This is a genomic window from Taibaiella chishuiensis, from assembly GCF_003014535.1.
GTDB classification, from domain to species: domain Bacteria; phylum Bacteroidota; class Bacteroidia; order Chitinophagales; family Chitinophagaceae; genus Taibaiella; species Taibaiella chishuiensis.
In genome coordinates this window covers 183,104-209,205 of record NZ_PYGD01000004.1, presented here as the reverse complement: position 1 = coordinate 209,205, position 26,102 = coordinate 183,104, and the positions used below count along the sequence as shown (strand labels likewise).

Here is a 26,102-nt window from a genome sequence, read left to right as displayed (position 1 = left end):
ATTACTTGTAACTACCTGGCTAAATAGCCACCGTCTATATTATAGTAGGCGCCGGTTACGAAGGATGCCTTGTCTGAGCTTAACCACAGCACCAGTTCCGCAACTTCTTCAGGTTCGCCCAGGCGGCCTATCGGGTGCAGGGCCACCAGCGCATCTTTAGACTCCTGGTCCATGGAGCTTTCTACCAGCGGCGTTTTAATAAAGCCGGGACCTACCGCGTTCACACGTACGCCCTGGGCACTGTATTCCACGGCCGCAGTTTCTGTAAGACCGATCACACCGTGTTTAGCGGCAACATAGGCCGCAGAATTTGCAAACCCCACCTTGCCCAATATAGAGGCCATGTTGATAATATTACCGCCACCTGATTTTAAGATAGCCGGCAGTTGGTAACGCATGCCGTAGAACACGCCGGAAAGATTGATCCGGATTACTTTTTCCCAGCCATCCAGGGGATAGGCTCCTGTAGGCTCGATCGGACCGCCAATGCCGGCATTATTACAAGCAATGTGTAAAGCGCCGTATTGTTCAAGGGTTTGCGCCACCAGGCGTTCGTTATCTTCGGCCTTTCCGGTATCGGCTTTAATAAATATAGCTTCGCCGCCGGCAGCTTTAATTTCGGCCACGGTCTCCTTACCGCCTTCTTCAACGATATCGCTTACTACCACTTTTGCGCCTTCGGCAGCGTATTTCAGGGCTACCTGTTTGCCTATGCCCGAACCGGCTCCGGTTACCAGGGCTACTTTATCTTTTAGAATGGACATAATTTAAAAATTTAGGTCAATAACTAAGAACACAAAGTTCCCTCACGCCCGGTAATTGTTTGCGCACTATACGCACATTGATGCGCACAATTTGAACATTTCGCTTATTGAGGCGCCCGGATACCAAAGCCCGATCCGCCTTGATCGCGGAAGCGCTCCGGCGCCATACCGGTATGCTTTTTAAAAAAGCGGGCAAAGTAAGACTGGTCTGAGAATCCCAGTTTGTAGGCTATTTCCTTGATCGCATATTGCTGGTGGGATAACTCCCGCTTGGCTTCAAGCAGCAACAGGCGGTTCAGCAGGCCGTTAATGGTCGTGCCCATTTTTTGCCGGAGTATTTCATTCACCCGTTTAGGAGTAAGACCAATTTGCCGGGCGTAAAACGAGGCAGGCCGGTGCTCCTGGTAGTTGGCCTCGAGTAGTTGAAAGAGGCGCAGCATGCGGTTATCTTCGGTAGCCAATGCAGAAAAATCCGACTTGCTGAACCGGAGCAGGTAGGTGAGCAGGATCGTGGTGTACTTGAGCAACAGGCTACGATCGGCAGTGGTATTGCTTTCCAGCATGATGAGCTCGAACAGGTGTTTCATGGGCAGCAGCATGTCTGCCGGGATATCGGTGCCACGGCTGTGAAAGGGGAAGAATAACTGGCGCAGGTAAGGTTCTTCGATATGATCAAAAAAAGTAGTAGAAAATACAATCGTCCTGGCATGCGGCAGCCGGGTGGCGGGGATGGAATGAATCTGGTTCTTCCCGATCAGGTAAACACTGTTTTTCCGTACCGCGTGTTCTTCGAAATCGATATAATGTTTGCCGCCATCTTTGAGGAACCATACGATGGCATAGAAGTTGATCCGGTGGCTGGGTACATGCGGACCAAATGCCGGGCTTTGGTCGGAGGCTAAAAAGTCAACAAGCGGCAATTGGTGTACCGGGAAATCTTTTTGCATGGGCGCCGTATGTTTGGGTTGATCTCGAATACTACACTATATTCAAAGATAACACCCTGCACGCGGTTCTGTTCTGTAGCAGGATAATGATTTTGTCAGCCTGTATGCGGTAGGAAGTATTATCCGCAATAGTCTTTTACTGTTCTCTCGGCGACGCGGCGCTCGCAGCGAGATAAAATCCGCTTCCCCGCAGCATCTCTTTCAAGGACGCTGCGCGAGGATAATACAGGAATTTGTCAGTACCTGAACTCGAGTACTATCCACCTACACCTGCTCTCATAGTTGTCCACCTACACATTTGCATTATGGCAAAGATTTTACCAGCCTGTATGCGCCAGGAAGTATTATCAGCAATAGTATTTTATTGTTCTCGCTGCGACGCAGCGCTCGCAGCGAGATAAAATCTGCTTCCCCGCAGCGGCTCGTTCAGGGACGCTGCATGAGGATGACTACAGAAGTAGTCCATACACTGTTGGTTTGTATCCGGTAACAGAAAGGGACTATTGCGGATCAAGTAGAAAAAGTTGGGGCCTCCAGTGTACTTACCTTGGTTTTTTATTCTTCTTTGTCTTGATACAAAGAAGCAAAAATCAAGACTATAGAAAAAGTGCTAAAAATGCCTTGTACGCCTAAAAGAAATAAGTCCGGGCAGTAGAAAAAAATGGACGAAGGAATGACGAACGAACTAAGGTACAGGGCCAGACTGTGGGAACTGTATTTCTTTCTATACGGCGTCCTGCAGCATTTTATTAACGCCCTTTTTCTAAAGGTCGGTATGTTCGGTTATTTCCTGGCTTGACGTCCCGACAATGTATGTAACGGGTGTTGAGCTAAGCATGCCTAGGCGGTTGGTGTCCAGATGTTACGACCAATATGCACCCGTTCGCTGCGTCGCCGTATCGCTGCGATAAAAAAAGTATTCCACTGCTGCAAATAGTATCAGCTGCCAGGCCAGGTAAATTCGTAGCGAGGCACTAAGAATAGCTAAGTAAATAGGGATCTGGCAAAATGATGATTCGTTTTAAGAACAAGGCTTTTTATTGCTTCCCCGCAGCGTCTCCCTCAGGGACGCTGCGCGGGGAAGATACAGGAATTTGTCAGTACCTGAACTCGAGTACTATCCACCTACACCTGCTCTCATAGTTGTCCACCTACACATTTGCATTATGGCAAAGATTTTACCAGCCTGTATGCGCCAGGAAGTATTATCAGCAATAGTATTTTATTGTTCTCGCTGCGACGCAGCGCTCGCAGCGAGATAAAATCTGCTTCCCCCCAGCGTCTCTTTCAAGGACACTGCATGAGGATGACTACAGAAGTGGTCCATACACTGTTGGTTTGTATCCCGTAACAGTAAGGGATTATTGCATGATCCCCCGGGCGGGGAGGCTTCAGTAAAAATGCAGTCGCTACGCTCTTGCTTTCCCAGCAGCGTCTCTTTCAAGGACGCTGCGCGAGGATGCCTACAGGACTAGTTCATACACTGTTGGTTCGTCTCCGGTAACAGTAAGGGATTATTGCCTGATCCCCCGGGCGGGAAGGCTTCAGTAAAAATGCAGTCGCTACGCTCCTTCATTTTTTTGTTTCATGACTCTTTTGAATAAATTCAAATCGTCCTGAAACAAAAAATGCTACCCTTCGGGTAGCATTTTTACTGGCGGAAGGAGAGGGATTCGAACCCCCGGACCTGTTACAGTCAACGGTTTTCAAGACCGTCGCAATCGACCACTCTGCCATCCTTCCGGGCGCAAAATAAAGGCAAGCAATTCAATTTTCAAAAAAAATCTGCAAATATTTTTCAAAGCCTTTACTGGCCTGTGTTTCCTAACAATCCATTCACACCCTTATCCCGTATCTTTAAGTATAAAACCACAAATTATGTTCAAAGCCTTTTTAAAAAGCACCTTGCTGTTACTGCCCTTCAGCTTCAGTGCCTGCGCGCAAAAGAAAGATGTTACCCAAAGCCCTACTTTTGCAGAAATGAATAAAAAACAAGCACAGGATATGTCAGATCATAAAAAAGAAGTAGCCACTTTTGCCGCCGGATGCTTCTGGTGCGTAGAAGCCCAATTCCAGCAGCTTAAAGGCGTCGATACGGTAGTGTCCGGCTACACCGACGGCCATGTACCCAACCCCACCTACAAACAGGTATGCACGGGCACTACAGGCCATGCAGAAGCCTGCAATATTACCTACGACCCGAGCATCATCTCCTACGATGAACTGCTGGCCGCATTCTTTACCTCGCACGACCCTACCCAGCTTAACCGCCAGGGCAACGACATCGGTACGCAATACCGTTCGGGTATTTATTATCACAATGCCGAGCAGAAAGAAAAAGCGGAATACTACATCAAAAAACTGAACGAGGAACATGCCTACAACAGTCCCATTGTAACAGAGGTAAAGCCCTACGGCACCTTTTACGGCGCAGAGGATTACCACCAGAACTATTACAACGAGAATGGCAATGAAGGGTATTGCCGCATGGTGATCCAACCTAAACTCGATAAGTTTAAAAAGGTGTTTGCCGGTAAATTAAAACAGTAAAACCCTGTAAAAGCAGGAAAGTCCGCCCCTCCCGGGCGGACTTTCTTTTTATCGGTACATAGGTAAAACCTATGGCTAATGCTTGAGCAGTTTAAAGATATCGTTGCCGTTTACGAGCACCATCAGGCAGAGCAATAATACCAAACCAATGGTGGTAGCCACTTCCATCACTTTCTCATTCACCTTGCGGCCGGTAATCATCTCGATCAGGGTAAATACAACATAACCACCGTCCAGGCCCGGTATCGGCAACAGGTTCATAATCGCCAGCGCAATGGAGATCATTGCGGTAATGCTCCAGAATCGTTGCCAGTCCCATTCTCTGCCATAGATATTGGCCATGGAAATAAAACCGCCCGTTTGCTTGTAGGCCTTGGTTTTGAAGTCGAGGATCAGGCCAAGCTGGCGGGCATAGCCTTTAATATTATCCACACCCAGGGCGAGGCCTGCCGGGAAGGATTCGAAGAAGCCGTACTTGCGGGTTTCAACCTTGATGAGGCCGATCTTGATGAGGTCGTCGATACCCATCTGCATAAAACCGATAGTACCGGTGTCGCTTACCTGTACTTTCGCGGTCATCTCCCTGCCATCGCGCAGGAAGTGCAGGTCGATAACCTGGCCTTTATACACGCCGGCTTCTTTCTTAAAAGAGGCATGAGTAGGCGTTTTCAGCTCGTTGAAGCCAATGATCTGGTCTTTGGCCTGCAGACCGGCGGCAGCGGCACCCGAACCTTGTTGTACGGTACCGATCACCGATGGCACGGCTGTAACGAATAATCCTTTTTTAAGATTGCCCACCCAGTCGACAGGCATGGTCAGTGTTTCTTCCTTACCCTCGCGCTCTACCACTACATTTTTGGCATACAGCATTTCGGCCAGGATCTCATCGTAGTATTTAGGCCTTTGTCCGTCTACGGCTACAATCTTATCGCCATCGCGGAAACCCAGTTTATAAGCCAGCGAATCGGTAACCATAATACCCTGCTTCATTTCAGCAATAGGCAAACGTTGTTTACCCCATACAAAAAGGATCATGGCATAGATGAGGAAAGCCAGCAGTACATTGACGATAATACCGCCCAGCATGATCAGCAGGCGCTGCCAGGCTTTCTTGGAGCGGAACTCCCAGGGCTCGGGCGGTTTGGCCAGCTGTTCTTTATCCATGCTCTCGTCCACCATACCGGCTATTTTTACATAACCACCCAGCGGGAACCAGCCGATACCCCATACGGTTTCACCGATCTTCTTTTTAAACAGGGAAAAAGGTAAGATATTACTAAAAGGAAAAAGGAAATCAAAGAAAAGGTAGAACTTCTCAACCCGTGTTTTAAATAAGCGCGCGAAGAAAAAGTGACCTCCTTCGTGCAGTACAATCAACAGCGACAAGGCCATAATGAATTGTACAACCTGCACCCAAATTCCTGACATAATGTGTTTTTAGTGTTTCAAATATACTTGATCCCGGCAAGTTAAGTTACCGTCCGCAAATTAACTATATAACTGGCTTTTTTTCACCAGGCTTTCGGTAAACTTACGGGTTTCTGCATCGGTTTGTTCCAGATCGGCCATTACAGGCGCTTCTATAAAGCTGATCTTTTGAAGCGCGCTTTCGATAATGTCGTTCATTTCCAGGAAGCCGACCTTGTTTTGCAGGAAGGCATTAACCACTACTTCGTTGGCTGCATTGAGCACGCAGGGCGCATTTCCGCCTTTGTACATCGCATCTTTAGCCAGCGCAAGATTACGGAATGTTTTGTAATCGGGTGCCTCGAAAGTGAAACTGCCGTATTCGCGGAAATCGAAACGTTTAAAATCGTTTGAGAGACGTTGCGGGTAACCCAGTGCATACTGGATAGGCAACTTCATATCGGGCAGGCCCATCTGGGCTTTGAGCGAACCATCGCGGAACTGCACCAGAGAGTGGATAATAGACTGCGGGTGGATAACCACATCGATCTGTTCGTTTTGCAGACCGAACAACCATTTGGCTTCGATCATCTCGAGCCCTTTGTTCATGAGGGTTGCCGAGTCGATCGTTATTTTAGCGCCCATCGCCCAGTTGGGATGTTGCAGGGCATGGTCTTTTTTTACATTAACCAGGAAATTGGTTTTTTTACCGAGGAAAGGCCCGCCGGACGCGGTAAGGATGATCTTTTCGATGGCATCGGCCCGCTCGCCTACCAGGCACTGGAACAGGGCCGAGTGCTCGCTGTCGACCGGCAGGGGCAGGATATTCTTCTCCTGGGCCAGCTTCATTACGATCTCGCCGGCCACAACCAGGGTCTCCTTATTGGCAATAGCCACCTGCTTACCGGCCTGCAATGCCGCTACGGTTGAATGTAAACCGGCAAAACCGACGATGGCAGCCAATACGAGATCTACAGAATCCCATTGCACCACTTCGCAAAGCGACTGGGCGCCGCAGAACACTTTTATATCTGAATTGGCCAGGGCCGATTTTACAGTATCATATTTTGTTTCGTCCGTAACCACTACGGCATTGGGCTTATATTTGGCAGCCTGCTCGATGAGCAGGGCATCATTGCTGTGTGCGCTTAAAATCTCAACGGTAAACAAACCGGGGTGCTGATCCACCACCTCGAGCGCCTGTGTACCTACTGAACCCGTCGAACCTAATATCGCTAATCTTTTTTTCATATAGCCCGCAAAGGTAAAGAATTGGGTGCAGTAAAACGTCGTTGCCCGGCCCCGTACGACCGTTAAAATTTTATCGAAAAATAATACGCCGGCGCCAAAAAAAGACCGGTTGAAAGCAGGGCTTCCAACCGGTCGGTTTGAATAAATACGGTATCAAAAATCAGAAACTGAACTGTGCCCTGCAGGTAAAAATACCATCCTTCTGGTCCTTTTCAAAGCCGGCGAGCTGTGTCTTTTCATTGATCGGGTGCTCATACCACAAAACGATCTTTAAGTATTGATTGATATAGTGTAAGTAGCCACCACCCAAAGTATTATAACGGACATCTGCCGGGGTAAATCCATTGGCTTTGGAAATCTGGTTGCCACTTACTTTGGTATTGGGATCGTACCAATCGAACTTAAGCACCACCTGGTGCTGCCAGCTACCCAGGTGCTGCAGGAAATAGAAATAAGCGCCATTGAACGAACGGGTATACAAAGGCAGGATAGCGCCGGTAGCATCGGTAGCATAAGCGCCGGGTGTAGCAGAGGTACTGGCCGTGGCCGTTTGCTGTCCGCCGATAAACTCGGCGCGGAACTCGGTCTGCCCGCGGTTACTGCCGTTCGGGATCACGATCTGCATATCGGCCCCGAAATAACGACGTTGCCCTACCCGCCCGATATTGCTTTCCAGCGAATCGGAGACCATCATCCACTGACCACCCTGCTGCACGGTAGTAAACAGGCGGGCATTACGGTTTTCGATCCCTCCAAAATAACCACTCACACCGCCGGATATCTTAATGCCGCTCTTACCCAGCTCCTGTCTTTTGGAACTGATGCGGAATACAACATCTTTATGACTGTCGTACTCTGCCGGACCGGTAAGCCCCTGGCCGTTGTAGATACCCAGGTCTATAGCAAACCATCTCCATTTGGAGGTGGACTTGCGTGGATTAAGACTGACCATAAAACCCAGGTCACGTTCGGTATTCATAATCGTTTGCGACATACGGCCCCGTTCGGGCGCTTCGCGGAAAATAGAGGACAGCAGCACTTCGTGCCCGAAAGGACGGGCCATCATACCGGCGGAAAAGTGAAACAACTGCCATTTGTTTTCATAATAACGGCCCCAGAAGTCACGGATATTTACGCCCCGCTCCGTACCGTCGAACTGGAACAGGAAATACACTTCGGGTTTACCATCGGCGGTATAATGGGTAAAGTCGGTACGCAACCGCCCGCGGCGAAGCCGGAACCGGTTATCGACATAAGGCCCCCATTCGCCACCCTGGAAGGTGTTGGGATTGCCCTTCGACTCTGAATACTGGAACTGGGGCTGCAGGTAGCCGCTAAAACCGATCTGGCCGAGCTTGTTGTACAACGAAAGCATATTCTTGCCCATGCGGGTCGAAGTATCGATCATGTCGGTAAGCAGTTTGCCACCGCTGTTGCTGAGCGACTGGATATCGGTTTTCAGATTCTGTGCGGTAGCCCGCACGCCTGTTATCAGCGCCAGCAAAACAAGGAAGGGTAAAACTCGTTTCAAGGTGTATATTTTTTTTCGCGAGCAAAAATATCAGGAAGAAACAAGGTATCATAATCTTCACACAAAGATTAAGATTAGGTAACGTTAAGGTAATAATTATTTAACATTGAAATGTTACCTTATTAACCAGTACTTAAAGACCCAGTGTAGCCGGATCCCAGAACACCGTTTCGAACTGTTGCACCTGGTCGTTTTTCACCTTAATACCCTCCTTCTTTAATAGTTTTTCCATCCTGTCGCCGCCAAAATGATGTTTGCCCGTGAGCAGGCCTTTGCTATTGACCACGCGGTGGGCCGGCACATCGGGATAATTACCGGCCAGGTGCATAGCCCAGCCCACCAACCGGGCAGAAGCCCCGGTACCGATGCACTTCGCAATAGCGCCGTAGGAGGTAACCCGGCCTTTGGGTATATGCCGGGCTATGTCGAAAATGAGGTCGTATATCGATTCTTTTGCCATAACCGGGATTAAGGTTTGGATAAAACCAAGCGGAAATAGAAATGCCCCGCTAAAGTAAGCTACTTCGGCGGAGCATATAGTTTATTTTTTTTCCTGCCGCTTTCTCGCGTCAAGCAGCGCTTTCTTTTTGGGCTCGGGTACATTCACGTAATCGTAAGGACAATGCAGGCAACCATTTCCACAACAATATCCGCGGTTAAGCAGATAATGCGCCGTAAGCACCATTTTACCCTCGTCGTTAAAATAGTAGTCGAGCCCTTCGGTTATTTTCATGTCCTGTCGGCAAATGACCGTAACCGGTATTAACCCGGGATACGCGCCATATATTTTTTCATCTCGTTAAGCTGCTCTACGATCTGTTCGTTTTTCGGTTTAGCAGCCTTAGCTTTGGCGTAGTAGAATTTGGATCCTTTATAGTCGCGGCGCTGCAGGCAAATGGATGCCAGTTGCAGGAAAGCCGTTGCATTACTGTCGGGATCGGGCAAACCAGCCTGCACCGCTTTACGCAGCTGCTCGTAAGCCTCTTTCATATTGCCTTTACGGTAAGCGATAGACCCCAGCTGTAATAATGCCGTGCCCTGGAAATCCTTATCACCCACGCCCGACTCCAGGCCTTTCCTCAGCTCGGCTTCGGCGGCGTCCAGGTCTTCGTTCATAGTCGAAAAGTTGGCTTTCAGCATATAATACGCCGAACGGATAGGCTTATATAACAGGTTGGGATACTTTACTCTTTTGATTAGTTGCTGTGCACCTTCCACATTACCTTCTTCTACATAACGCTGCATGAGGGTAATAGGACCGATCATAAAATGAGCAACCACCATCAGCACAGCAATAAACATCGGCAGCCAGCCCAGCCACCAGGTTACCTTAAACCCGAGCAGAAAGCCTGAAGCCAGCAGAACTACCGCCAGGAGCAGGCGGTTCATAACAATAAAACGACGTAATGCGAACATAATTATATATAATGGAGCGCAAAGGTAAAACAATTAATGCCCCGGAGCAACAGCCCCGCCGCATTTTACCGTAGTATTATTACCCGGCAGACCGGCCCCTTCGCCTATTCCCCTAAAAAACAGATAAAACGGAAGCCGCGCTCCTGCGCGCTGTGCTAAATTATGTACATTTGTCGCACCTACCGCCCGATGGCGCTGAAACCCTATTTTACCCCGGAAACCCTACAATTATACGATCATTATTATGGGATGGCTAGATAAGTTATTCGGAAAAAAAGAGCAGAACCCCACCAATATACCCGGCAGTGCATCGCTCCGTTTCGGACGGTACAGCGACAACAATAAACCCCTGGCCAAAACCCATAAATGGTACGAGGCCGAAGATTTTTTTAAAGCCAAAAACTATCCCGGCGCTATCGCCGCGTTTTTCGATTACCTGCGCGACGATAAAGAGGACAATGTGATCTTCCGGCCACAGGGCGAGCAATTCAGTTTTGAATTATACCAGGGCTCCAAACACATCTACGGCAGCTGCGACGGCAGTCATATCACAGCCGAAGTGCCGGTGGTAAAAATGAACAGCCCCAGCGCGGCCGTCATGCGCCGTATGCTCGAACTAAACTTCGGCCTGTACTATACCCGTACGGCACTGCGCGACGATAATGTACTTTCGATGATCTTCGAAACGCCGCTGGAGGCCGCCAACCCGAATAAACTGTACTACGGATTGAAGGAGCTGGCCACCAAGGCCGACCGCCAGGACGATACCCTCATCGCCGATTTTAAAATGCTGGAAGCCGTCGACACGGGCCATATACAATCCCTGCCCGATGCCGAGCTCGACGTGAAATATACTTATTTCCGTAAATGGATCGAAGAGGCCCTGCAACGCATATCGACGCTGAACCAGGATTCTTTTTCGGGTTCGATCGCCTACCTGCTGCTCAATACCCTGTACCGCATCGACTACCTGATAGCGCCGGAAGCCAAACTGCTGGCCGACCTGGAAAAGATAAACGGCATCTACTGGACCAAAAAAGACGAGGTGCCCATTATCGAACGCAACCAGATGATGCAGGACGAACTGCGTAAGCTGCTCCAGCTGTCGCGCGAAGATTTTGCACTGAACCTGTACCGTGCTAAAGCGACCTTCGCGATTACCAATCCGCCGAAAATGGACAAGACAAAGGAGACCATCGAAAACAGCAACCGCGATTCGTACTGGTATATCGAAAACAAACATCCCGACCTGGCGCTGATCCTGAACGAATACGGCCTGTCGTACAACCAGTACACCTTCAGCATGCCCGATGTACTGGCCGAGTTATACCATTTATATATGACCGTGATGCATGCAGACTATTTTGAAGCGGTAGGCGCCCAGAAAAAGATCTACCAGGCCGCAGCCAACCAGTTTAACAAAAGCTGGATCCAGCAACGGGTACTGCAGATCGTAGGTAAGCACCGGGAAAAGTTTCCCTACCTGGTTTTCGATCCGGCACAATTGCGGTTCGACAGCCTGTATAATTTCGGTATCAGCTTTAGCGAACAACTGGCCAATGCCAACCTTGACCCGAGAAAAAATTAAAAAAACAGGCGCCCGCGCCTGGTATCCTATATTGTATACCTGCCCATGACGACGCAAGAACTGATCGATAACTTCCGGAACGCCGTAGTACAGATCGCCACCAAGACCGGTACCGGTACCGGCTTCTTCCTGAAAGATTTCGGGCTGATCGTAACCAATAACCACGTTGTAAAAGACAACTGGAAGGTAACGATCAAGGGACGCAACTTCGACAAACAACTGTCGCGGGTTGTATTTGCCGACGAAAAATACGACCTGGCATTTATAACCCCGCCCGAAAACACCGAAATGCCCCAGGTACGGCTCGGCGCCTACAGCGCCCTGCACGACGGTGATACGGTAATTGCCATCGGCCACCCCTATGGACTCAACTATACGGCTACCCAGGGCGTGGTTTCGCGCATAGACCGGGTACATTCGGGTCTAAAATATATCCAGATCGATGCGGCCATTAACCCCGGCAACAGTGGAGGCCCGCTCGTAAACAGCCACGGGGAGATTGTGGGGGTAAATACCTTTATTATAAAAGGCGGCGACAACCTGGGCTTTGCCCTGCCGGTCGACGACCTGAAACAAGCCCTGGACCAATATGTGCCCTTGCGCGGGCAAACAGCGGTGCGCTGCCCATCCTGCACCTCGCTGGTAACCGCGCAGAATATCGAAGGCGGCCAGTACTGCTCCAACTGCGGTACCCGGATCAGCCTGCCGGGCCTGGAAGAAGAGAATAAAGAGGCCGTGGTAAGCGGCATTGCCAAAACCATTGAAGATGTGCTCGAAAAACTCGGAAAAAACAAAGAACTGGCCCGTAGCGGGTACAATTTCTGGGAAGTAGAGGAAGGTTCGGCCAAGATCCGGATCAATTACAACCCCGACACCTATTTTATTATCAGCGACGCTTTTCTCTGCAGCATTCCCAAAGAACAGATCGCGGCCACCTACGAATTCCTGCTGAAGGCCAACGCCAGCCTTAAAGGCATGCTGTTTAGCCTCAATGGCCAGAATATCGTACTCAGCAGCCTGATCTACGACCTGGACCTGACCGTGGAAAGCGGGGAAAAAGCCTTCCGCCAGCTGTTCGAAAAAGCAGACTATTACGACGATATCCTGATCAAACAGTACGGCTGTATCCGCATACTGGAAGAACAATAATCCAGGGGGCGGGCTTTGGCCCGCCCTTTTCCTCACTCATATCCCACCGGCATGTCCTACCCTGAACTGCACACCATACTCCAATCGGTTTACCCCTTGCCTCCAGCTGCCGCAGCCACGCTTTCGGCTGCCTGCGAACCGGTGGAACATGCCAAGGGCAGCCTGCTGTTCCGCGCCGGCCGGCTCGAAACAGCGATCTATTTTATCCGGCAAGGCATGGTAAGGGCATTTTGCGACCAGGACGACCACGAAGTTACCTTCTGGTTTGGCAGCGAGGGCGATACGGTACTGTCCTACAATAGTTATATCTATAATAAACCAGGCTACGAGTTCGTGGAGCTGCTGGAAAAGACCAGTCTTTTCCGCCTCTCCGGCGCCACGCTGCAGGCGCTCTTCCTGCGCGATATCCATATCGCCAACTGGGGCCGGAAAATGGCCGAACGCGAGCTGGTCAAAACGGAGGAGCGACTGATATCCCGGCAATTCAGGACCGCCTCCGAGCGTTATGCCGAGCTGCTGGCAGAAAGCCCGGAGCTATTACAAAGGGTACAACTGGGGCATATCGCCTCCTACCTGGGTATCAACCAGGTAACCCTGAGCCGCATCCGGGCCCAGGTAAAATAGGCTTATTTTTTAGCTTTTGCTAAAGGAATTACCGGTTACCCGTCCGAAATTTGCATGCTAAATATTCCTAAAAATGAACTGGATCTTACTTATTATCGCCGGGCTGTTCGAGGTAGGTTTTGCCACCTGCCTGGGTAAAGCACGCGAAACTTCCGGCACGGCATCCACACTTTGGTTTGTCGGTTTTATCATTTCCCTGACCATCAGTATGTACCTTTTGTACAAGGCTACGCAGACCTTACCGATCGGTACGGCCTATGCCGTATGGACCGGGATAGGCGCGGTGGGCAGTGTGCTGATCGGCATCCTGGTGTTTAAAGAGCCCGCCGGCTTCTGGCGTTTGTTCTTTATCAGCACCCTGATCTGCTCCATTATCGGGCTCAAAGCAGTATCCTCGCATTAGAAAACGATACGTGAAAATCATAAAAAAGCGGCCGCAAATACGGCCGCTTTTTTAATTCAACAAACATTTACAATCAATTGATAATCATTAATTTAAATTAAAATACATCAAATAACATTCACAAATCAATGATTATCAATGAATCTTTCCTCTTTATCTCTTAATGGCGACTCGTCGCTTTCATGAAAAGGAGCGTGTAATTTGGCGTCGTCCAGCTCTCCTTCCCAGCGCGCCACCACGCAACTCGCCAGGCAATTCCCAAAAACATTGACCGATGTACGAGCCATATCCATTAATTCGTCGATGCCCAAAATGGCCATGATCGGCCAGAGCGGGAGCTTAAAAGCAGCCGCTGCGCCGATCAAAATGACCAGCGAAGCACGCGGAACACCGGCCACTCCTTTGCTCGTAAGCATAAGTGTAAATACTAATATCAGCTGCTCGCCGAGGGTCATCGGGATGTTGGCAGCCTGGGCTACAAAGATCGCGGCGAGCGATAAATACAGGGTAGTACCGTCCAGGTTGAAGGTATAACCGGTAGGTAAAACGAAGGCTACGATCTTGCGCGGCACCCCGATCCGCTCCATATTTTCCATGGCTTTGGGCAGCGCGCTCTCCGAACTGGTGGTCGCAAAAGCGATCGAAACCGGTTCGCGAACGGCTTTCAAAAAGGTCAAAACTGGGATTTTACAAATGGCCATTACCGATCCCAGCACCACGGTTACGAACACCAGCAGGGCAACATATAAGGTTAATAATAATCTCAAAAGCGCAAAAAGAATGTCCACGCCGAGCTCGGCAGTGGCGTGAGCGATGGCTGCGCCGACCCCGAAAGGGGCAAAATACATGATGATGTTCGTGAACTTGAACATCGTTTCTGCCAGGCTTTCGGAGAACTGCAGCATCGGCCTCCGCTTCTCTTCACTCAGCATGGCCAGCCCGATTCCGAATATAATACTAAAAACTACAATGGGTAAAACCTGTCCTTCGGCCACCGCCTTGGCAATATTTTCTGGGAAAATATCGAGGATATGGTCCTGCCAGGTCTTGGTTACAGTAGCCGGCAAATCGTGATGGTACCCTTCGGGCAGGGTAACACCCACACCGGCCTGGGAGACATTAATTGCAATTACACCGATCGCAAGCGCGAGAGTGGTTACCACTTCAAAGTACAATAAGGACTTCCAGCCCATCCTGCCCAGCTGCTTCAGGTTGGCATGACCGGCTATGCCAACCACCAGGGTGGAGAACAGGATCGGCCCGATCACGGTCTTGATCAGCTTTAAAAAAACCTTGCTGAGCACGCCTAGATTAAGTGCAATTTCTTTAAAGTCGAATCCAACCCGGATACCGATTACCATGGCCACGAGGATCCAGGTGGTGAGTGATTTTTTATATAATGCAAATATAAATATTTCAACAACGAACAACCACCAGAAAATACTGGCCGTAAGTTGCCCGACATGAAATATATTATTTATATGCAAAAATGAAATAATGGATGCAATCGTAAACGTAAGGAAAGATGATACAGCTAAAATTTTTTTCATGCAAAAAAATTACAGTTTAATACGCAGCATTGGTGCCGGCCTGTAAAAATAGAAAATTTAATCTGCCTAAGCGCTAAAAAAGCGGTTTTTATTATTATATATAAAACTAAAAAATAATACCAAAATAATTTTTGAGATCGCTTTGCATTTAATCTATAAAATAGTACAATAAACGTTAATAAAAAACTAAAAATCAAAAATTTAAATGGAAATTTTTATGCAAAAATTGAAAAAGCTGCCACTATGACATAATAGTGTTTAAAATATCAAATTAAGTAGTTCATTATTAATATTTTAATAGATTTTACCTAATCAATATTATACAGCAGTATTAAAGCATAACGGAAATGCGTATGTTTATTTTTTGAGCATATATATATTATTATGTAATTTTAAAATACAGCCCGAAAAAACAGGCGCCCTGCACCTCGCTTACCGGCAAGAAAAAAGGGCCGTAAAACGGCCCCTATCGATACTCGATCAAATTACAAATTTATTATAGTAATTAAATTTAATTATAAATACTGCCCTCCTACCCTTTCCGCTACCATCCCAGGCGTTACCCAGGATAGCGGCCAGCGAATCAAAAAATAAATTCAATAATTATTAATAATAAATTATTAAAATATTAAAATCAAAGCTAAAAATTTAATATACTAAAATATAAGATTCAACAAGACCAGGAAACAGTAAGGCAGAACAAAAAATAATATTATTTATAATATTTATTAATTGAAAAAATTATTTTTAAAAATAATAAATCATTAAATAACGACCAGCTACCGCCATCATAGTTGCGTAAAACAAATACAAAAAATACAACAAGTCTTAAGCGGGGAGTCACCCGCTTCCCCAGGCTGGAATCCGGAGCCAAAAATGAGAGCCGTAAAATGCACTAAATTTAACATGCAAATATTTCAATATAACAAAACGAAAAACATAGAAAGCCAGACAAACAATATTTATACCTGATTAATGAACTAATAAATAATTAAAATAAATACTTTATTATTAAAAGTAATTTATCAGAAAATTGACTGCAGGTGGCAGATCGCCGGAAGTGGGGCGATATTCAGGTAGGGAATTATCAAAACAGATAAATTTCAAATTTGAATTATACCCTACTTATTTATGACAGACCGGAAGGAACGGTAAGAAAACCCGGAGCAGGAAGGTTAACGGGTAAGCAAGAACGTAGCAGCAAAGAAAAAATACCCGGGGTATTAAAATCACATAGGAATACGATCATTTTAAACTAAACATTAAAATGAAAATTTAATACTACATGTGTTGCCGCTAAAGGCGAGCAAACACAAAAGGAAATATGACATGTCGTTTATTTTGAATTAAAAAAACAAGGACTGGATTAGCACGTCATCCCAGGATTAATAATGGGGCTCCTGCCCTACTCCGGGAAAAAGCCACAAACAGTGGGGAAGATGCAGGGCGGGTAGTCGCGAAGAAGTCAAAAGCAGATGATTCGTTCCATATAAAAATCACATTTGTTTAATTATTCCAGTTAAGTATTCCTATTTAAAATCCGGCATCTCCGGAGCGGGTTGCATAAGCAGAACATTTAGGGTAATAAATTATTTATTTTTAAAACAAATGTATAGATAAACAAATGCGAAACATCTCAATCAGAAAATAGGAAAGCGGGGCAGCTCATCTTCAAAAGGTCGTCTTCGCGCAGGTATTTTTGAAGAGATTTTTCAGGAAGAAAAACAAAGAAAAAAACCTGAGGATTTTGAAGGCGTACAAACCGGGCAGAAATCAATATTTCGACTTACCATTTATATATAAAAAATACACTTCGTTATCCACCCACCCCGCTCCGGCGAAAGCGGGGCGCCTTAACACATCAGAACAAAAACAAATGTAAAATTAGCGTACAATAATATCCAGAGAGACTACTTCAGGAAAGCCCCCATAAGATGTATTGTCAAATTAGTAATTTGGGAAAACGGAAACCAGCCTACACTTTTCAGACCGGTTTCCGGGTACCGGGAGGCAACCGGCACTCCGGAGAAAAACAGGCAGGAACGATCCGGCATCCAACCGGTAAATAAAACTTTCGATTTATTACTTATTGATTAAAAATAAACTGCGTCTCTAAATGTGAAGGCATGAAAAAAGGCCATCCTCCCGGGGGAATGGCCTCGATAAAAAAGTATATAATTTTAAGACACTATAATACCGGGTGTAATAACTGGCTGATGAAGTATTGTCCGTGCGAAGGGTCGACCGCCAGCATAAACAACAGGCCGAATACCGAGCCCCAGAGGTGCGCATCGTGGTTAACGATACCTGCTCCTTTACGGGCCATATAAGCGGTGTAACCGAGGTATAATACCGCAAAAAGGATACTGGGCATACCGATGGCAAAAAACAGGTAAATCTTGGCCCAGGGATACATATAAATCGTAGCGAATATAACGGCGGCTACCCCACCCGATGCACCCAGGGAACGGTAGCCCGGGTTATTTCTTTTTTTCAGGTAGGAGGGAATACAGGAAGCCACGATACCGATCAGGTACAAGGCCAGGAAACGTTCGGAACCAATAGTACGCTGCAGGATATCGCCGAAAAAATAAAGCGATATCATATTAAAGGCAAGATGCATATAGTCGGCATGTACAAAACCGGCGGTAAGCAGGCGGTAAGCCTGGGCCGGGTTGTGCATGCGCGCCGGCCAAAGCAGCAGGTCATTCATCAGTTTGTCGTTGTTGAAGGCCATTATGGACACGATGGCCGTGACCACGATAATCATTATGGTGATGCTCATGCCGCGAAGATAGTCATTGATTTGAGACAGGCGGCATAAATGCCTGTATTACCGATTTGTGATATGGCGCTGAAAGGTTATTTTTGTCCCTTCAGCAAACACAGGACATCCAGTTTGAATCTTCCGTTTTTTATTGCGCGCAGGATCGCGTCTAACCGCAAGGCATCTTTTTCGAGGTTTATTACCCGGCTGGCGACAATGGCTACTACCCTGAGTGTGGCCATTATGATCGTAGCGGTAGCTGTCGTGTTCGGTTTTAAAGAAACGATCAAGGATAAGATGTTCGTGTTCTGGGGCCATATCCAGGTAGCGCCCTATAATCCTAACCCCGCCTCGATCATTGCGCCCATACCGATACCCTACGATGCCGCACTGGCCGCACAGATAAAAGCTGTGCCGGGGGTAACCCGGGTATATCCCTTTGCGGTAAAACCCGTAATCCTGAATGCCAATGGGCTGATGGAAGGCCTGAAATTGAAAGGCGTGGACCCAAGCTACAGCTGGCAGGGCAACGAGGCCATCAGTTTTTCCGGTAAGCCGGTTAACTTCAGCGATTCCGCTTATGCCCAGCAGATCGTATTATCGCAGAGCACCCTGGAGAAAATGAACCTGAAGACCGGCGATTCGCTGCTCGCTTATTTCGTAGATCCGGAACAGGAGTTCCCGAGGGTGCGCAAGCTGCAGATCTGCGGCACCTACCATACGGGTATGGAGGAGATCGATCGTAACTTTGCCCTTTGCGATATACAACTGCTGCGCAGGATCAGTAATTGGGAGGGCAATGCCATAAACGGCTACCAGGTTGCGGTACGGGACTACACCACCGCCGGCAGGATTGCCGACGACATTTACCGCAGGTACCTGGAACCACCCATGAGCCGCACCACGATGCAGGAGCTTTACCCCAATATCTTTAACTGGCTGGGCCTGATGAATACCAATGCCTATATCATCCTGGCCATTATGGCTGTGGTGGCCGTAATCAATATGGCTACGGCATTGCTGATCTTCATTATGGAACGGACCAATATGATCGGTACGTTAAAAGCCCTGGGTATGGCATCGGGCGCCATGCAAAAGATATTTGTATACCATGCGCTGCAGGTAGCCCTGCAGGGTATATTGCTGGGCACTTTGCTGGGTGTGGGTATTTGCCTGCTGCAGCAATACACGCATTTTATAAGTCTCGACGAGAGTTCGTATTATATGAGCTATGCCCCGGTAAAGCTGGTCAGCTGGCATGTACTGCTTATCGACCTGGCGGCGCTTATCTTTTTTGCCCTGGTCATGCTCTTACCATCGCTGATGGTACGGGGCATTAATATTGTAAAAGCCCTGCGTTTCAAATAGGTTTTAAACGGCATGGTGCCGTTTAAATTAAATCTGCTGCTTTGCAGGCAAATTTTTATTTTTGCTCCGCTCCTGCGGGGGCCATACTAAAAACGGGTGGACAAGCGTTGGAAAAGCCGGTCCTGAGTACCCTAAAACAACCATAACGAATGAAGAAAGCACCTTCCTATATTTACTCTATTATCGGTATTTCCCTGGTTCTTTTTCTACTGGGCACCATTGGCTGGCTGGCCATCAACGGGCGTTCCCTCTCCCGCTTTTTCAAAGAGCAGATCGAAGTGCAGGTGATCCTGCACGACAATACCCGCGATGAGATGTCGCAGCAACTGGAAACCGTACTGAAGAAACAACCGTTTGTAAGCGATGCCCGCATTATTACCAAAGAGGAGGCGGCCAAACAGTATGTAGAGGAAAAAGGAGAGGACTTCCGCGAGCTGCTCGATTTTAACCCCTTGTATACGTCCATAAGCCTGCGGCTGCATTCAGAGTATGTCAATGCCGACAGCCTGAAAAAGATACAGCAGTTCGTTATGCAGAGCAATATCGTGCGCGAGGTAAGTTATCCCAATACCGTGGTGGACCAGATGAACAGCAATTTCCGCAAGATCGGCATTGTGCTGGGCGCAATAGCGCTGATCCTGTTTATTGCCGTTGTAATCATTATCGACAATACGGTAAGGCTGGCGATGTTCAGCAACAGGCTCCTGATCAAAACCATGCAGATGGTGGGCGCTACCCGTTGGTTTATAGCACGGCCATTTGATAGCCGGGCTATCGTAAGCGGCCTGATCAGTGCGCTGATCGCCGTACTGGGCCTGATCGCCCTTATTTACTTCGCCGGCACACAGCTGCCCGAACTCAATGCCCTCAGGGATTACGTATCGCTGGCGATCCTGATCGCGGGTATCCTGGTACTGGGTATCCTGATCTCGGTGCTGAGCACCCACCGTTCGGTAGTAAAATACCTGAAACTGAAACTCGACGATCTTTATTAACAGGAAGATAGCCAGGTGGATGGCAAATTTTCCCGGTCCTTATTAAAAAATACCTATTTTTGATTTTCTTTAAAAGATAACCATTCATGGCTACACCCAATACAACCAAAAAGACGGCAAACAAACCTGTATTCCTTTTTGACAAGACCAATTACTATATTATGTTCGGTGGTCTGGCGCTTATCCTGCTCGGGTTTGCCCTGATGGCTGGCGGTAAGAGCCCGGATCCCCATGTATTCAATGAAAAAGAAATTTACAGTTTCCGCAGGATCACCCTGGCGCCTATCGTGATTATAGCCGGCTTCGTAGTGGAAGTGTGGGCCATCATGAGAAAACCTAAAGGATAATTACTCCTCCAAATAATTCCCGCTTACAGCCCCCGTTTCCGGGGGCTTTTTTTATGCCCGGGCCTGAAGTAGCCTGGCCGGAGCTTCCGCCCCCTTGCACTCATAACATTTTTTCTTCCTGGTTAAATAATTTCAGCACAAAACATTTCCCATACAAATAAACCACATAAATACAAACTTCACATACGACCCACACGAACATGTGTTAATTAGTGTGAAAATCATAATATTAAATATATTCTAAAAAATATACATTCATCTCCGCACAACCCTGGTTTTTTTGCATATTTTCGACAAATACTTAACAAAGATTTAATTCTTGTTATTGTCTTAGCAACACCAACAGGGTTATCAACCGAAAAATCCCTTGTAGCCTGGCGCAGACCTGTATTGAACGCAGAACAATACCATGCGCATTCACATTACCCCCGCTTCAGCAAAAAGAGTAGGTATTACTTAAATCATTTTTATGAAAAAAAACCTTACCCCAATACGGCAGGTGCGTACTGCCGTGAAGAAAGCTATGCTGGCGCCGGCATTGCTGCTGGGTCTGAGCCCCCTCTTCGCTCAGACCACCCTGATCTCCCCCTCCGGCGACGGTGGTTTTGAAAACGGGGCAGACTTTGCCGCCAATGGCTGGACCGTTCAGAACTTTACCTCTGCCAATACCAATAAATGGTTTGTGGGTTCGGCAGCTACCGCATCTGCCGGCAGCAATAGCGCTTATATTTCGGATAATGCAACGGGAACGACCTATAACTATGCCGGCAGCTCGTCGCGGGTTTTATTCTGGCGTGATGTTACTTTTCCCGCAGGGTTGACCTCGATTACCCTGACTTTTAAAGTCAAGGTCGTGGGCGAAGTTGACTACGACGACCTTTCCGTTTTTATTCAAAACGGCACAACCGTACCGGCTACCGGCACCCAACCAAGCAGCAGCGGCTCCAGTGCGCCCTCGATAAGCAATACCACGCGACTGGGCACCGTATCGGATGTGGGGGCTACCTATGTAACCAGGACCTATACCATCAGCGCCGCCGATGCCGGCAATACCACTGTGGCAACGACGAGAAGACTTATTTTCTATTGGGAAAATGACGCGAGCGGCAACTATATGCCGCCGGTAAGCATCGACGAGATCTCGCTGGTAGCCGCACCGCCACCACCACCACCCGCCAACGACGACGCAGCGGGTGCAATAACCTTATCTATCAATCCCGATCTGACCTGTACGGCTACTACCACAGGCACAACGGTATCGGCAACTGCATCGGCCGATGCAGCGCCCGGCTGCAGCGCATCCGGCACGAACGATGATGTATGGTATAAGTTTGTCGCTACCGGCCCCGGGCACCGTATTAGTTTCAGCAATGTTTCTGCCGGTACTATGGTAGCTGCATTGTACACCGGCACACCGGGCAGCCTTACGCCCGTTGCCACCGCCTGCGGATCAACTACTTTAAATGCAACAGGACTTACCGGAGGGGCTACTTATTATGTACGCGCCTACACCTCAGTAGCTACCGTAACGACCGCAGCCAACTTTACGATCTGTGTCGGCACCCTGCCGCCACCGCCGGCTAACGACGAATGTGCAGGCGCCATTGCCTTCCCCGTTATACCAACCACATCAACCTGTGTAAGCGTTACTGCCAACACCCAGAATGCCACGCAATCGCTGGCAGGCTGCGTCGGTACGGCCGATGAGGATGTATGGTATTCTTTCGTATGCCCTGCCGGTTACACATCGCTGATGTATGCCAACACCACCGTTAGCGGCAGTACCGACCGTGTGATCGAATTCTTCTCCGGCACTTGCGGCAACCTGACATCCATGTTCTGTAACGATGATGAAGAAGGTACGATAACCGGGCTTACCCCGGGCCAGACCTATTATTTCAGGATCTATACCTATGGCAGCGGCAACAATACCGAAGTAAGCGTATGTTTGAAAACGCCGCCGGTAATGACCTATGCATCTTCTACCACCACACAGTCCTCTACTTCCACACTTGTAGCAGGTAGTGTAAACCAGCAGATCATCCGTACCGTTGTGGTAACGAGCGGCAGCTTTTTCCCGCTGAACCTGACACAGCTCGACTATAATACCACAGGCAGCAATAACCCGGCCACCAGCATTACCAACGCCCGGGTATATTATACCGGTACCTCTACTTCGTTCAGCACCACTACCCCTTTTGGCACCGCGGTAGCTAATCCTAACGGCACCTTTAGCGTAACCGGATCGCAGACGCTGGCAGGAGCCAATACCGGCACTACGAGCAACTACTTCTGGCTGGTGTATGACATCAACTGTACCGCTACGGTAAGCGACTCTGTAGATGCACAATGCACCGGCATGGTTGTTGGCGGTACGGCCCAGACGCCGACAGCCACCAACCCGGCAGGCAGCAGGAAGATAACGGCTGCATATGCAACCAGCCGTTCCGATGGCAACAGCACTACGGCAGTAACGGCCGGCGCCACCAATGCGCAGTTCGTTTATGCCAATGTAGCCGGCACCAGCGCCTGTAGCAGTACGGCAACCTCTGTAAGCTTTACCGTTTCCGGCACAGCGCCGGCAGCCGACATTGCACAGGCCAAATGTTACTACACCACCAGCTCCACGTTCAGCAGCGCGGTACCTTTCGGCTCGGCCATCGCCACACCTGCAGCGGGCAATATTACCTTTACCGGCAGCCAGCCCCTGGGTACAGGTTCCAACTACTTCTGGCTGGTGTACGATATATCCTGTACCGCTACCGGCAGCAATACCCTCAACGGGGATGTAACCGGCCTCGTGGTTAATGGTGTAACCGTTACTCCAACAGGCACCGCGCCTTCTGCCAATGCCATCAATGCATTGATCACGACTACGCAGCCTACCGGTACCGTAAACGCCGGAACCGCCAACAACCAGTTGATCCGGGTTAACCTTAATCCCTGCGGCTCCAGCTCGACGCTTACAGCTGCCACGTTCAACATAACCGGCACCACCAATGCCGCCGACATCCTGAATGCAAAGGCTTATTATACCAGTTCAACCACCTTCAGTACCGCTACGCCATTCGGCACTGCTGTAGCCAGTCCCGGCGGCAGCTTTACCATAGCCGGCAACCGGACAATCAGTGGCGCCGGTTACCTGTGGCTGGCCTACGATGTGAATTGTGCGGCCACACCGACCAATGTGCTCGATGCCTCCTGTACAGAGATCATTTTATCGGGCAATGCCTATACGCCTGCTCCTGCCAACCCGAGCGGCACACGTGCCATTGTAGCACCGAACAACAGCACTACCATAACACAGAGCAGCACCTCGGTTATACCACAGGGCAGCTTTAACCAGCATATCGTTTATGCCACTGTAAACGGCTGTATCAATGTGCCGGTTACCAGCATCACCTTTGCTACCACCGGCACTACGGCCAATGCCGATATTGCCGCGGCCAGGGTATTTTATACCACCGCCAATACCTTTGCCAATGCCGTACCCTTCGGCACGGCGATTACCACGCCGGGCTCCAGCATGACCTTTACCGGCAACCAGCCCTTAGCTACCGGCACCGGTTACTTCTGGCTGGTATACGATATCGCTCCCAGCGCAACACTGGCCAATGTCGTGGACGCTTCGCTAACCAACGCGGTGGTAAACGGTAATACCTTAACACCATCTGCCAGTGCTGCATCAGGCACCCGTACCATCGTTACACCGGTTGTAAACGACAATGCATCCGGCGCTATTACCCTGGGTCTCGGCGCGGGTTGTACCACACCGACCTATACCAATGTAAACGCCAGCCAGAATGCCAACGAAGCGGTGGGCAGCTGTACGGATGCCGTGAATGCATACGCGACGGTATGGTATAAATTTGTGGCGCCACCCAGCGGCGCGGTTCGGATCAGTACCGACCTGGGCGCTACCAGCAATACCCTTTCCGATAGCCGCGTGGCCTTGTTCTCCGCTTCCAATCCCAACGACTACAGTACCTTCAGCCTGATCGGCTGTGATGAGGATGGCGGCAGTGTTTTAGGCGACGGTTATATGGCGGTGCTGTATGCCACAGGCCTGAACTCAGGCACCACCTACTATGTACAGGTGGGCAACTACGGCAGCAGTACCACATCCGGTACATTCTGTATTGCGGTAGATGAACTGAGCTCCTCGATGCTGGCCACGGCCAATACCTGCAGCAGCAGCTACCAGACCCCAGTAGGTACCAATACGGGCTATACCGGCTGGACGCCCCTGCTCGATGGCAGCAGCAGGCTGATCGCCCTGGTACGCAATACCGCCGGCGTATCGCCGGGTAGCTATACCGTGGCTCAAAACATTAATACCGGCGCAGTGCGCAGCGATGTTAACGGTATCAGATACCTCGACCGTAACTACAGGATCGTGAACAGCAATACCGGTAACTACGACGTGCAGTTGTTTATGCTCAGCTCCGAACAGGCGGCCTTACAGGCCGCAGACCCTGCTGCTACGCTTAATGCACTCAACATTACCCGCGTAACCGGCGAAAGCGGTTGCAGCGCCAACGCTACCGGCGCCGGCACTACTTCGCTGATTACCCAAAGCGGCAGCAGCAGCGCCGGTGGTGTAAGCTGGGTAAGCTTTACCACGCCAGGCTTCTCTAATTTTTACATCAACAGGGGTACAGTGCCTTTACCGATCGTGCTTAAAGACTTTAGCGGTAAAAATGCGGGCGCCGTAAACAACTTGTACTGGGAAACCTCAGCAGAGCATAACTTCAGCTATTTCGAACTGCAACGCTCCGCCGACGGTATCCATTTCAACAGTATTGCGCAGGTTAACTCCGACCGGAACAGCAACGGCAGCAAATACGCCTATACCGATGCTGCACCGTTTACCGGTATGAACCGGTACCGTTTGAAAATCGTAGATCTCGATGGCAAAAACAGCCTGTCGCAGGTAGTGAGCCTGGAGGTAAAAGCCAGCAAATTTACCGGTGTAACCGCTTACCCCAACCCGGTTCAGCAAACCCTGCATATCCGTATCTCGGGGCAGGCAGAAGGCGCTGCTATGGTACAGTTAATGGATATGACGGGTAAAGTGATCCGCAGCCTGCAAGTACAGGGCAATACAGCCACTATGGATATGAACCGTATACCTGCCGGCATGTACCTGCTGAAGTACACCGACAACAGTCATACTTCCGTTCTGAAAATTACCAAAGATTAAGTAGTTTATAATTAAAACTGATAATTATAAAGCCTCCCGATACAAACCATCGGGAGGCTTTTGTTTTATCAAAATTTCAATTTTCGTTAACCGGCAATTAACGCAACTAATGTGAATTTTTATAAAGCAACGTTAAAAAAAATACCCTAAATTTGGGCTTATTTTGTCACTGTCTCAACTAAAAATTCCCTAACGGCCTGAGGCCGTTTTGTCTATCCAACCTTCACTAACACAAAAAATAA

19 protein-coding genes and 1 tRNA gene are annotated in these 26,102 nt (G+C 48.8%); 9 read left to right on the top strand and 11 right to left on the bottom strand.

Annotation, left to right across the window (positions count from 1 at the left end):
• Positions 1-11: 11 nt before the first annotated feature.
• The 3 genes from B0I18_RS13030 to B0I18_RS13020 all read right to left on the bottom strand — a co-directional run bounded on the left by B0I18_RS13030 (position 12) and on the right by B0I18_RS13020 (position 3,454).
• Positions 12-764, bottom strand: a complete 753-nt coding sequence (locus B0I18_RS13030) for an SDR family NAD(P)-dependent oxidoreductase (RefSeq protein WP_181358458.1) — start codon at positions 762-764, stop codon at positions 12-14.
• A gap of 104 nt (positions 765-868) precedes the next feature.
• Positions 869-1,711 carry a helix-turn-helix domain-containing protein gene (locus B0I18_RS13025; protein ID WP_106523154.1) on the bottom strand — a complete coding sequence of 281 codons (843 nt, stop codon included), beginning with the start codon at positions 1,709-1,711 and terminating at the stop codon, positions 869-871.
• A 1,655-nt stretch (positions 1,712-3,366) separates the two neighbouring features.
• A tRNA-Ser gene (locus B0I18_RS13020) sits at positions 3,367-3,454 on the bottom strand.
• A 135-nt stretch (positions 3,455-3,589) separates the two neighbouring features.
• Here B0I18_RS13020 and msrA point away from each other — a divergent pair.
• Complete coding sequence (msrA, locus tag B0I18_RS13015; protein ID WP_106523153.1) at positions 3,590-4,261, top strand: peptide-methionine (S)-S-oxide reductase MsrA; 672 nt, start codon at positions 3,590-3,592, stop codon at positions 4,259-4,261.
• A 75-nt stretch (positions 4,262-4,336) separates the two neighbouring features.
• Here msrA and rseP read toward each other — a convergent pair whose 3' ends face one another.
• From rseP to B0I18_RS12985, 6 genes are all read right to left on the bottom strand, one after another.
• On the bottom strand, positions 4,337-5,689 hold the full coding sequence (gene rseP / locus B0I18_RS13010) for an RIP metalloprotease RseP (protein WP_106523152.1): 1,353 nt from the start codon (positions 5,687-5,689) through the stop codon (positions 4,337-4,339).
• A gap of 60 nt (positions 5,690-5,749) precedes the next feature.
• Positions 5,750-6,919 carry a 1-deoxy-D-xylulose-5-phosphate reductoisomerase gene (locus B0I18_RS13005; protein ID WP_106523151.1) on the bottom strand — a complete coding sequence of 390 codons (1,170 nt, stop codon included), beginning with the start codon at positions 6,917-6,919 and terminating at the stop codon, positions 5,750-5,752.
• Between the two features lie 160 nt (positions 6,920-7,079).
• The gene (locus tag B0I18_RS13000) at positions 7,080-8,450 is read right to left on the bottom strand and encodes a porin (protein WP_245882092.1); all 1,371 of its coding nucleotides are present in this window, start codon (positions 8,448-8,450) and stop codon (positions 7,080-7,082) included.
• A 133-nt stretch (positions 8,451-8,583) separates the two neighbouring features.
• Positions 8,584-8,910, bottom strand: a complete 327-nt coding sequence (locus tag B0I18_RS12995; RefSeq protein WP_106523150.1) for an MGMT family protein — start codon at positions 8,908-8,910, stop codon at positions 8,584-8,586.
• An 81-nt stretch (positions 8,911-8,991) separates the two neighbouring features.
• Positions 8,992-9,183, bottom strand: coding sequence for a C1orf53 family protein (locus tag B0I18_RS12990; RefSeq protein ID WP_106523149.1), 192 nt, complete (start codon positions 9,181-9,183; stop codon positions 8,992-8,994).
• A gap of 29 nt (positions 9,184-9,212) precedes the next feature.
• The gene (locus B0I18_RS12985) at positions 9,213-9,866 is read right to left on the bottom strand and encodes a tetratricopeptide repeat protein (protein WP_146146737.1); all 654 of its coding nucleotides are present in this window, start codon (positions 9,864-9,866) and stop codon (positions 9,213-9,215) included.
• Positions 9,867-10,110: 244 nt separating this feature from the next.
• Here B0I18_RS12985 and B0I18_RS12980 point away from each other — a divergent pair, with 244 nt between their 5' ends.
• From B0I18_RS12980 to B0I18_RS12965, 4 genes are all read left to right on the top strand, one after another.
• A complete protein-coding gene (locus tag B0I18_RS12980; RefSeq protein WP_106523147.1) occupies positions 10,111-11,454 on the top strand; it encodes a type III secretion system chaperone family protein in 1,344 nt (447 codons plus the stop codon).
• Positions 11,455-11,499: 45 nt separating this feature from the next.
• Positions 11,500-12,603, top strand: a complete 1,104-nt coding sequence (locus B0I18_RS12975) for a trypsin-like peptidase domain-containing protein (RefSeq protein WP_106523146.1) — start codon at positions 11,500-11,502, stop codon at positions 12,601-12,603.
• A 51-nt stretch (positions 12,604-12,654) separates the two neighbouring features.
• The gene (locus tag B0I18_RS12970; protein WP_106523145.1) at positions 12,655-13,227 is read left to right on the top strand and encodes a Crp/Fnr family transcriptional regulator; all 573 of its coding nucleotides are present in this window, start codon (positions 12,655-12,657) and stop codon (positions 13,225-13,227) included.
• Positions 13,228-13,300: 73 nt separating this feature from the next.
• Positions 13,301-13,630: a DMT family transporter gene (locus B0I18_RS12965; RefSeq protein WP_106523144.1), complete on the top strand. Its 330-nt coding sequence runs from the start codon at positions 13,301-13,303 to the stop codon at positions 13,628-13,630.
• 125 nt (positions 13,631-13,755) lie between these two features.
• Here B0I18_RS12965 and B0I18_RS12960 read toward each other — a convergent pair whose 3' ends face one another.
• Entirely contained in the window at positions 13,756-15,180 is a 1,425-nt protein-coding gene (locus tag B0I18_RS12960; protein WP_106523143.1) for a dicarboxylate/amino acid:cation symporter, read from the bottom strand.
• A gap of 2,188 nt (positions 15,181-17,368) precedes the next feature.
• Positions 17,369-17,965, bottom strand: coding sequence for a rhomboid family intramembrane serine protease (locus B0I18_RS12950; protein WP_106523141.1), 597 nt, complete (start codon positions 17,963-17,965; stop codon positions 17,369-17,371).
• 114 nt (positions 17,966-18,079) lie between these two features.
• Here B0I18_RS12950 and B0I18_RS12945 point away from each other — a divergent pair, with 114 nt between their 5' ends.
• The 4 genes from B0I18_RS12945 to B0I18_RS12930 all read left to right on the top strand — a co-directional run bounded on the left by B0I18_RS12945 (position 18,080) and on the right by B0I18_RS12930 (position 25,860).
• Positions 18,080-19,315 (top strand): ABC transporter permease, encoded by a 1,236-nt coding sequence (locus B0I18_RS12945; protein ID WP_181358457.1) that lies wholly within the window; start codon positions 18,080-18,082, stop codon positions 19,313-19,315.
• 149 nt (positions 19,316-19,464) lie between these two features.
• Positions 19,465-20,310, top strand: coding sequence for a cell division protein FtsX (locus B0I18_RS12940; RefSeq protein ID WP_106523139.1), 846 nt, complete (start codon positions 19,465-19,467; stop codon positions 20,308-20,310).
• 86 nt (positions 20,311-20,396) lie between these two features.
• Positions 20,397-20,657, top strand: coding sequence for a DUF3098 domain-containing protein (locus B0I18_RS12935; protein WP_106523138.1), 261 nt, complete (start codon positions 20,397-20,399; stop codon positions 20,655-20,657).
• A gap of 469 nt (positions 20,658-21,126) precedes the next feature.
• Positions 21,127-25,860: a T9SS type A sorting domain-containing protein gene (locus B0I18_RS12930; RefSeq protein ID WP_106523137.1), complete on the top strand. Its 4,734-nt coding sequence runs from the start codon at positions 21,127-21,129 to the stop codon at positions 25,858-25,860.
• The last annotated feature ends 242 nt before the right edge of the window (positions 25,861-26,102 follow it).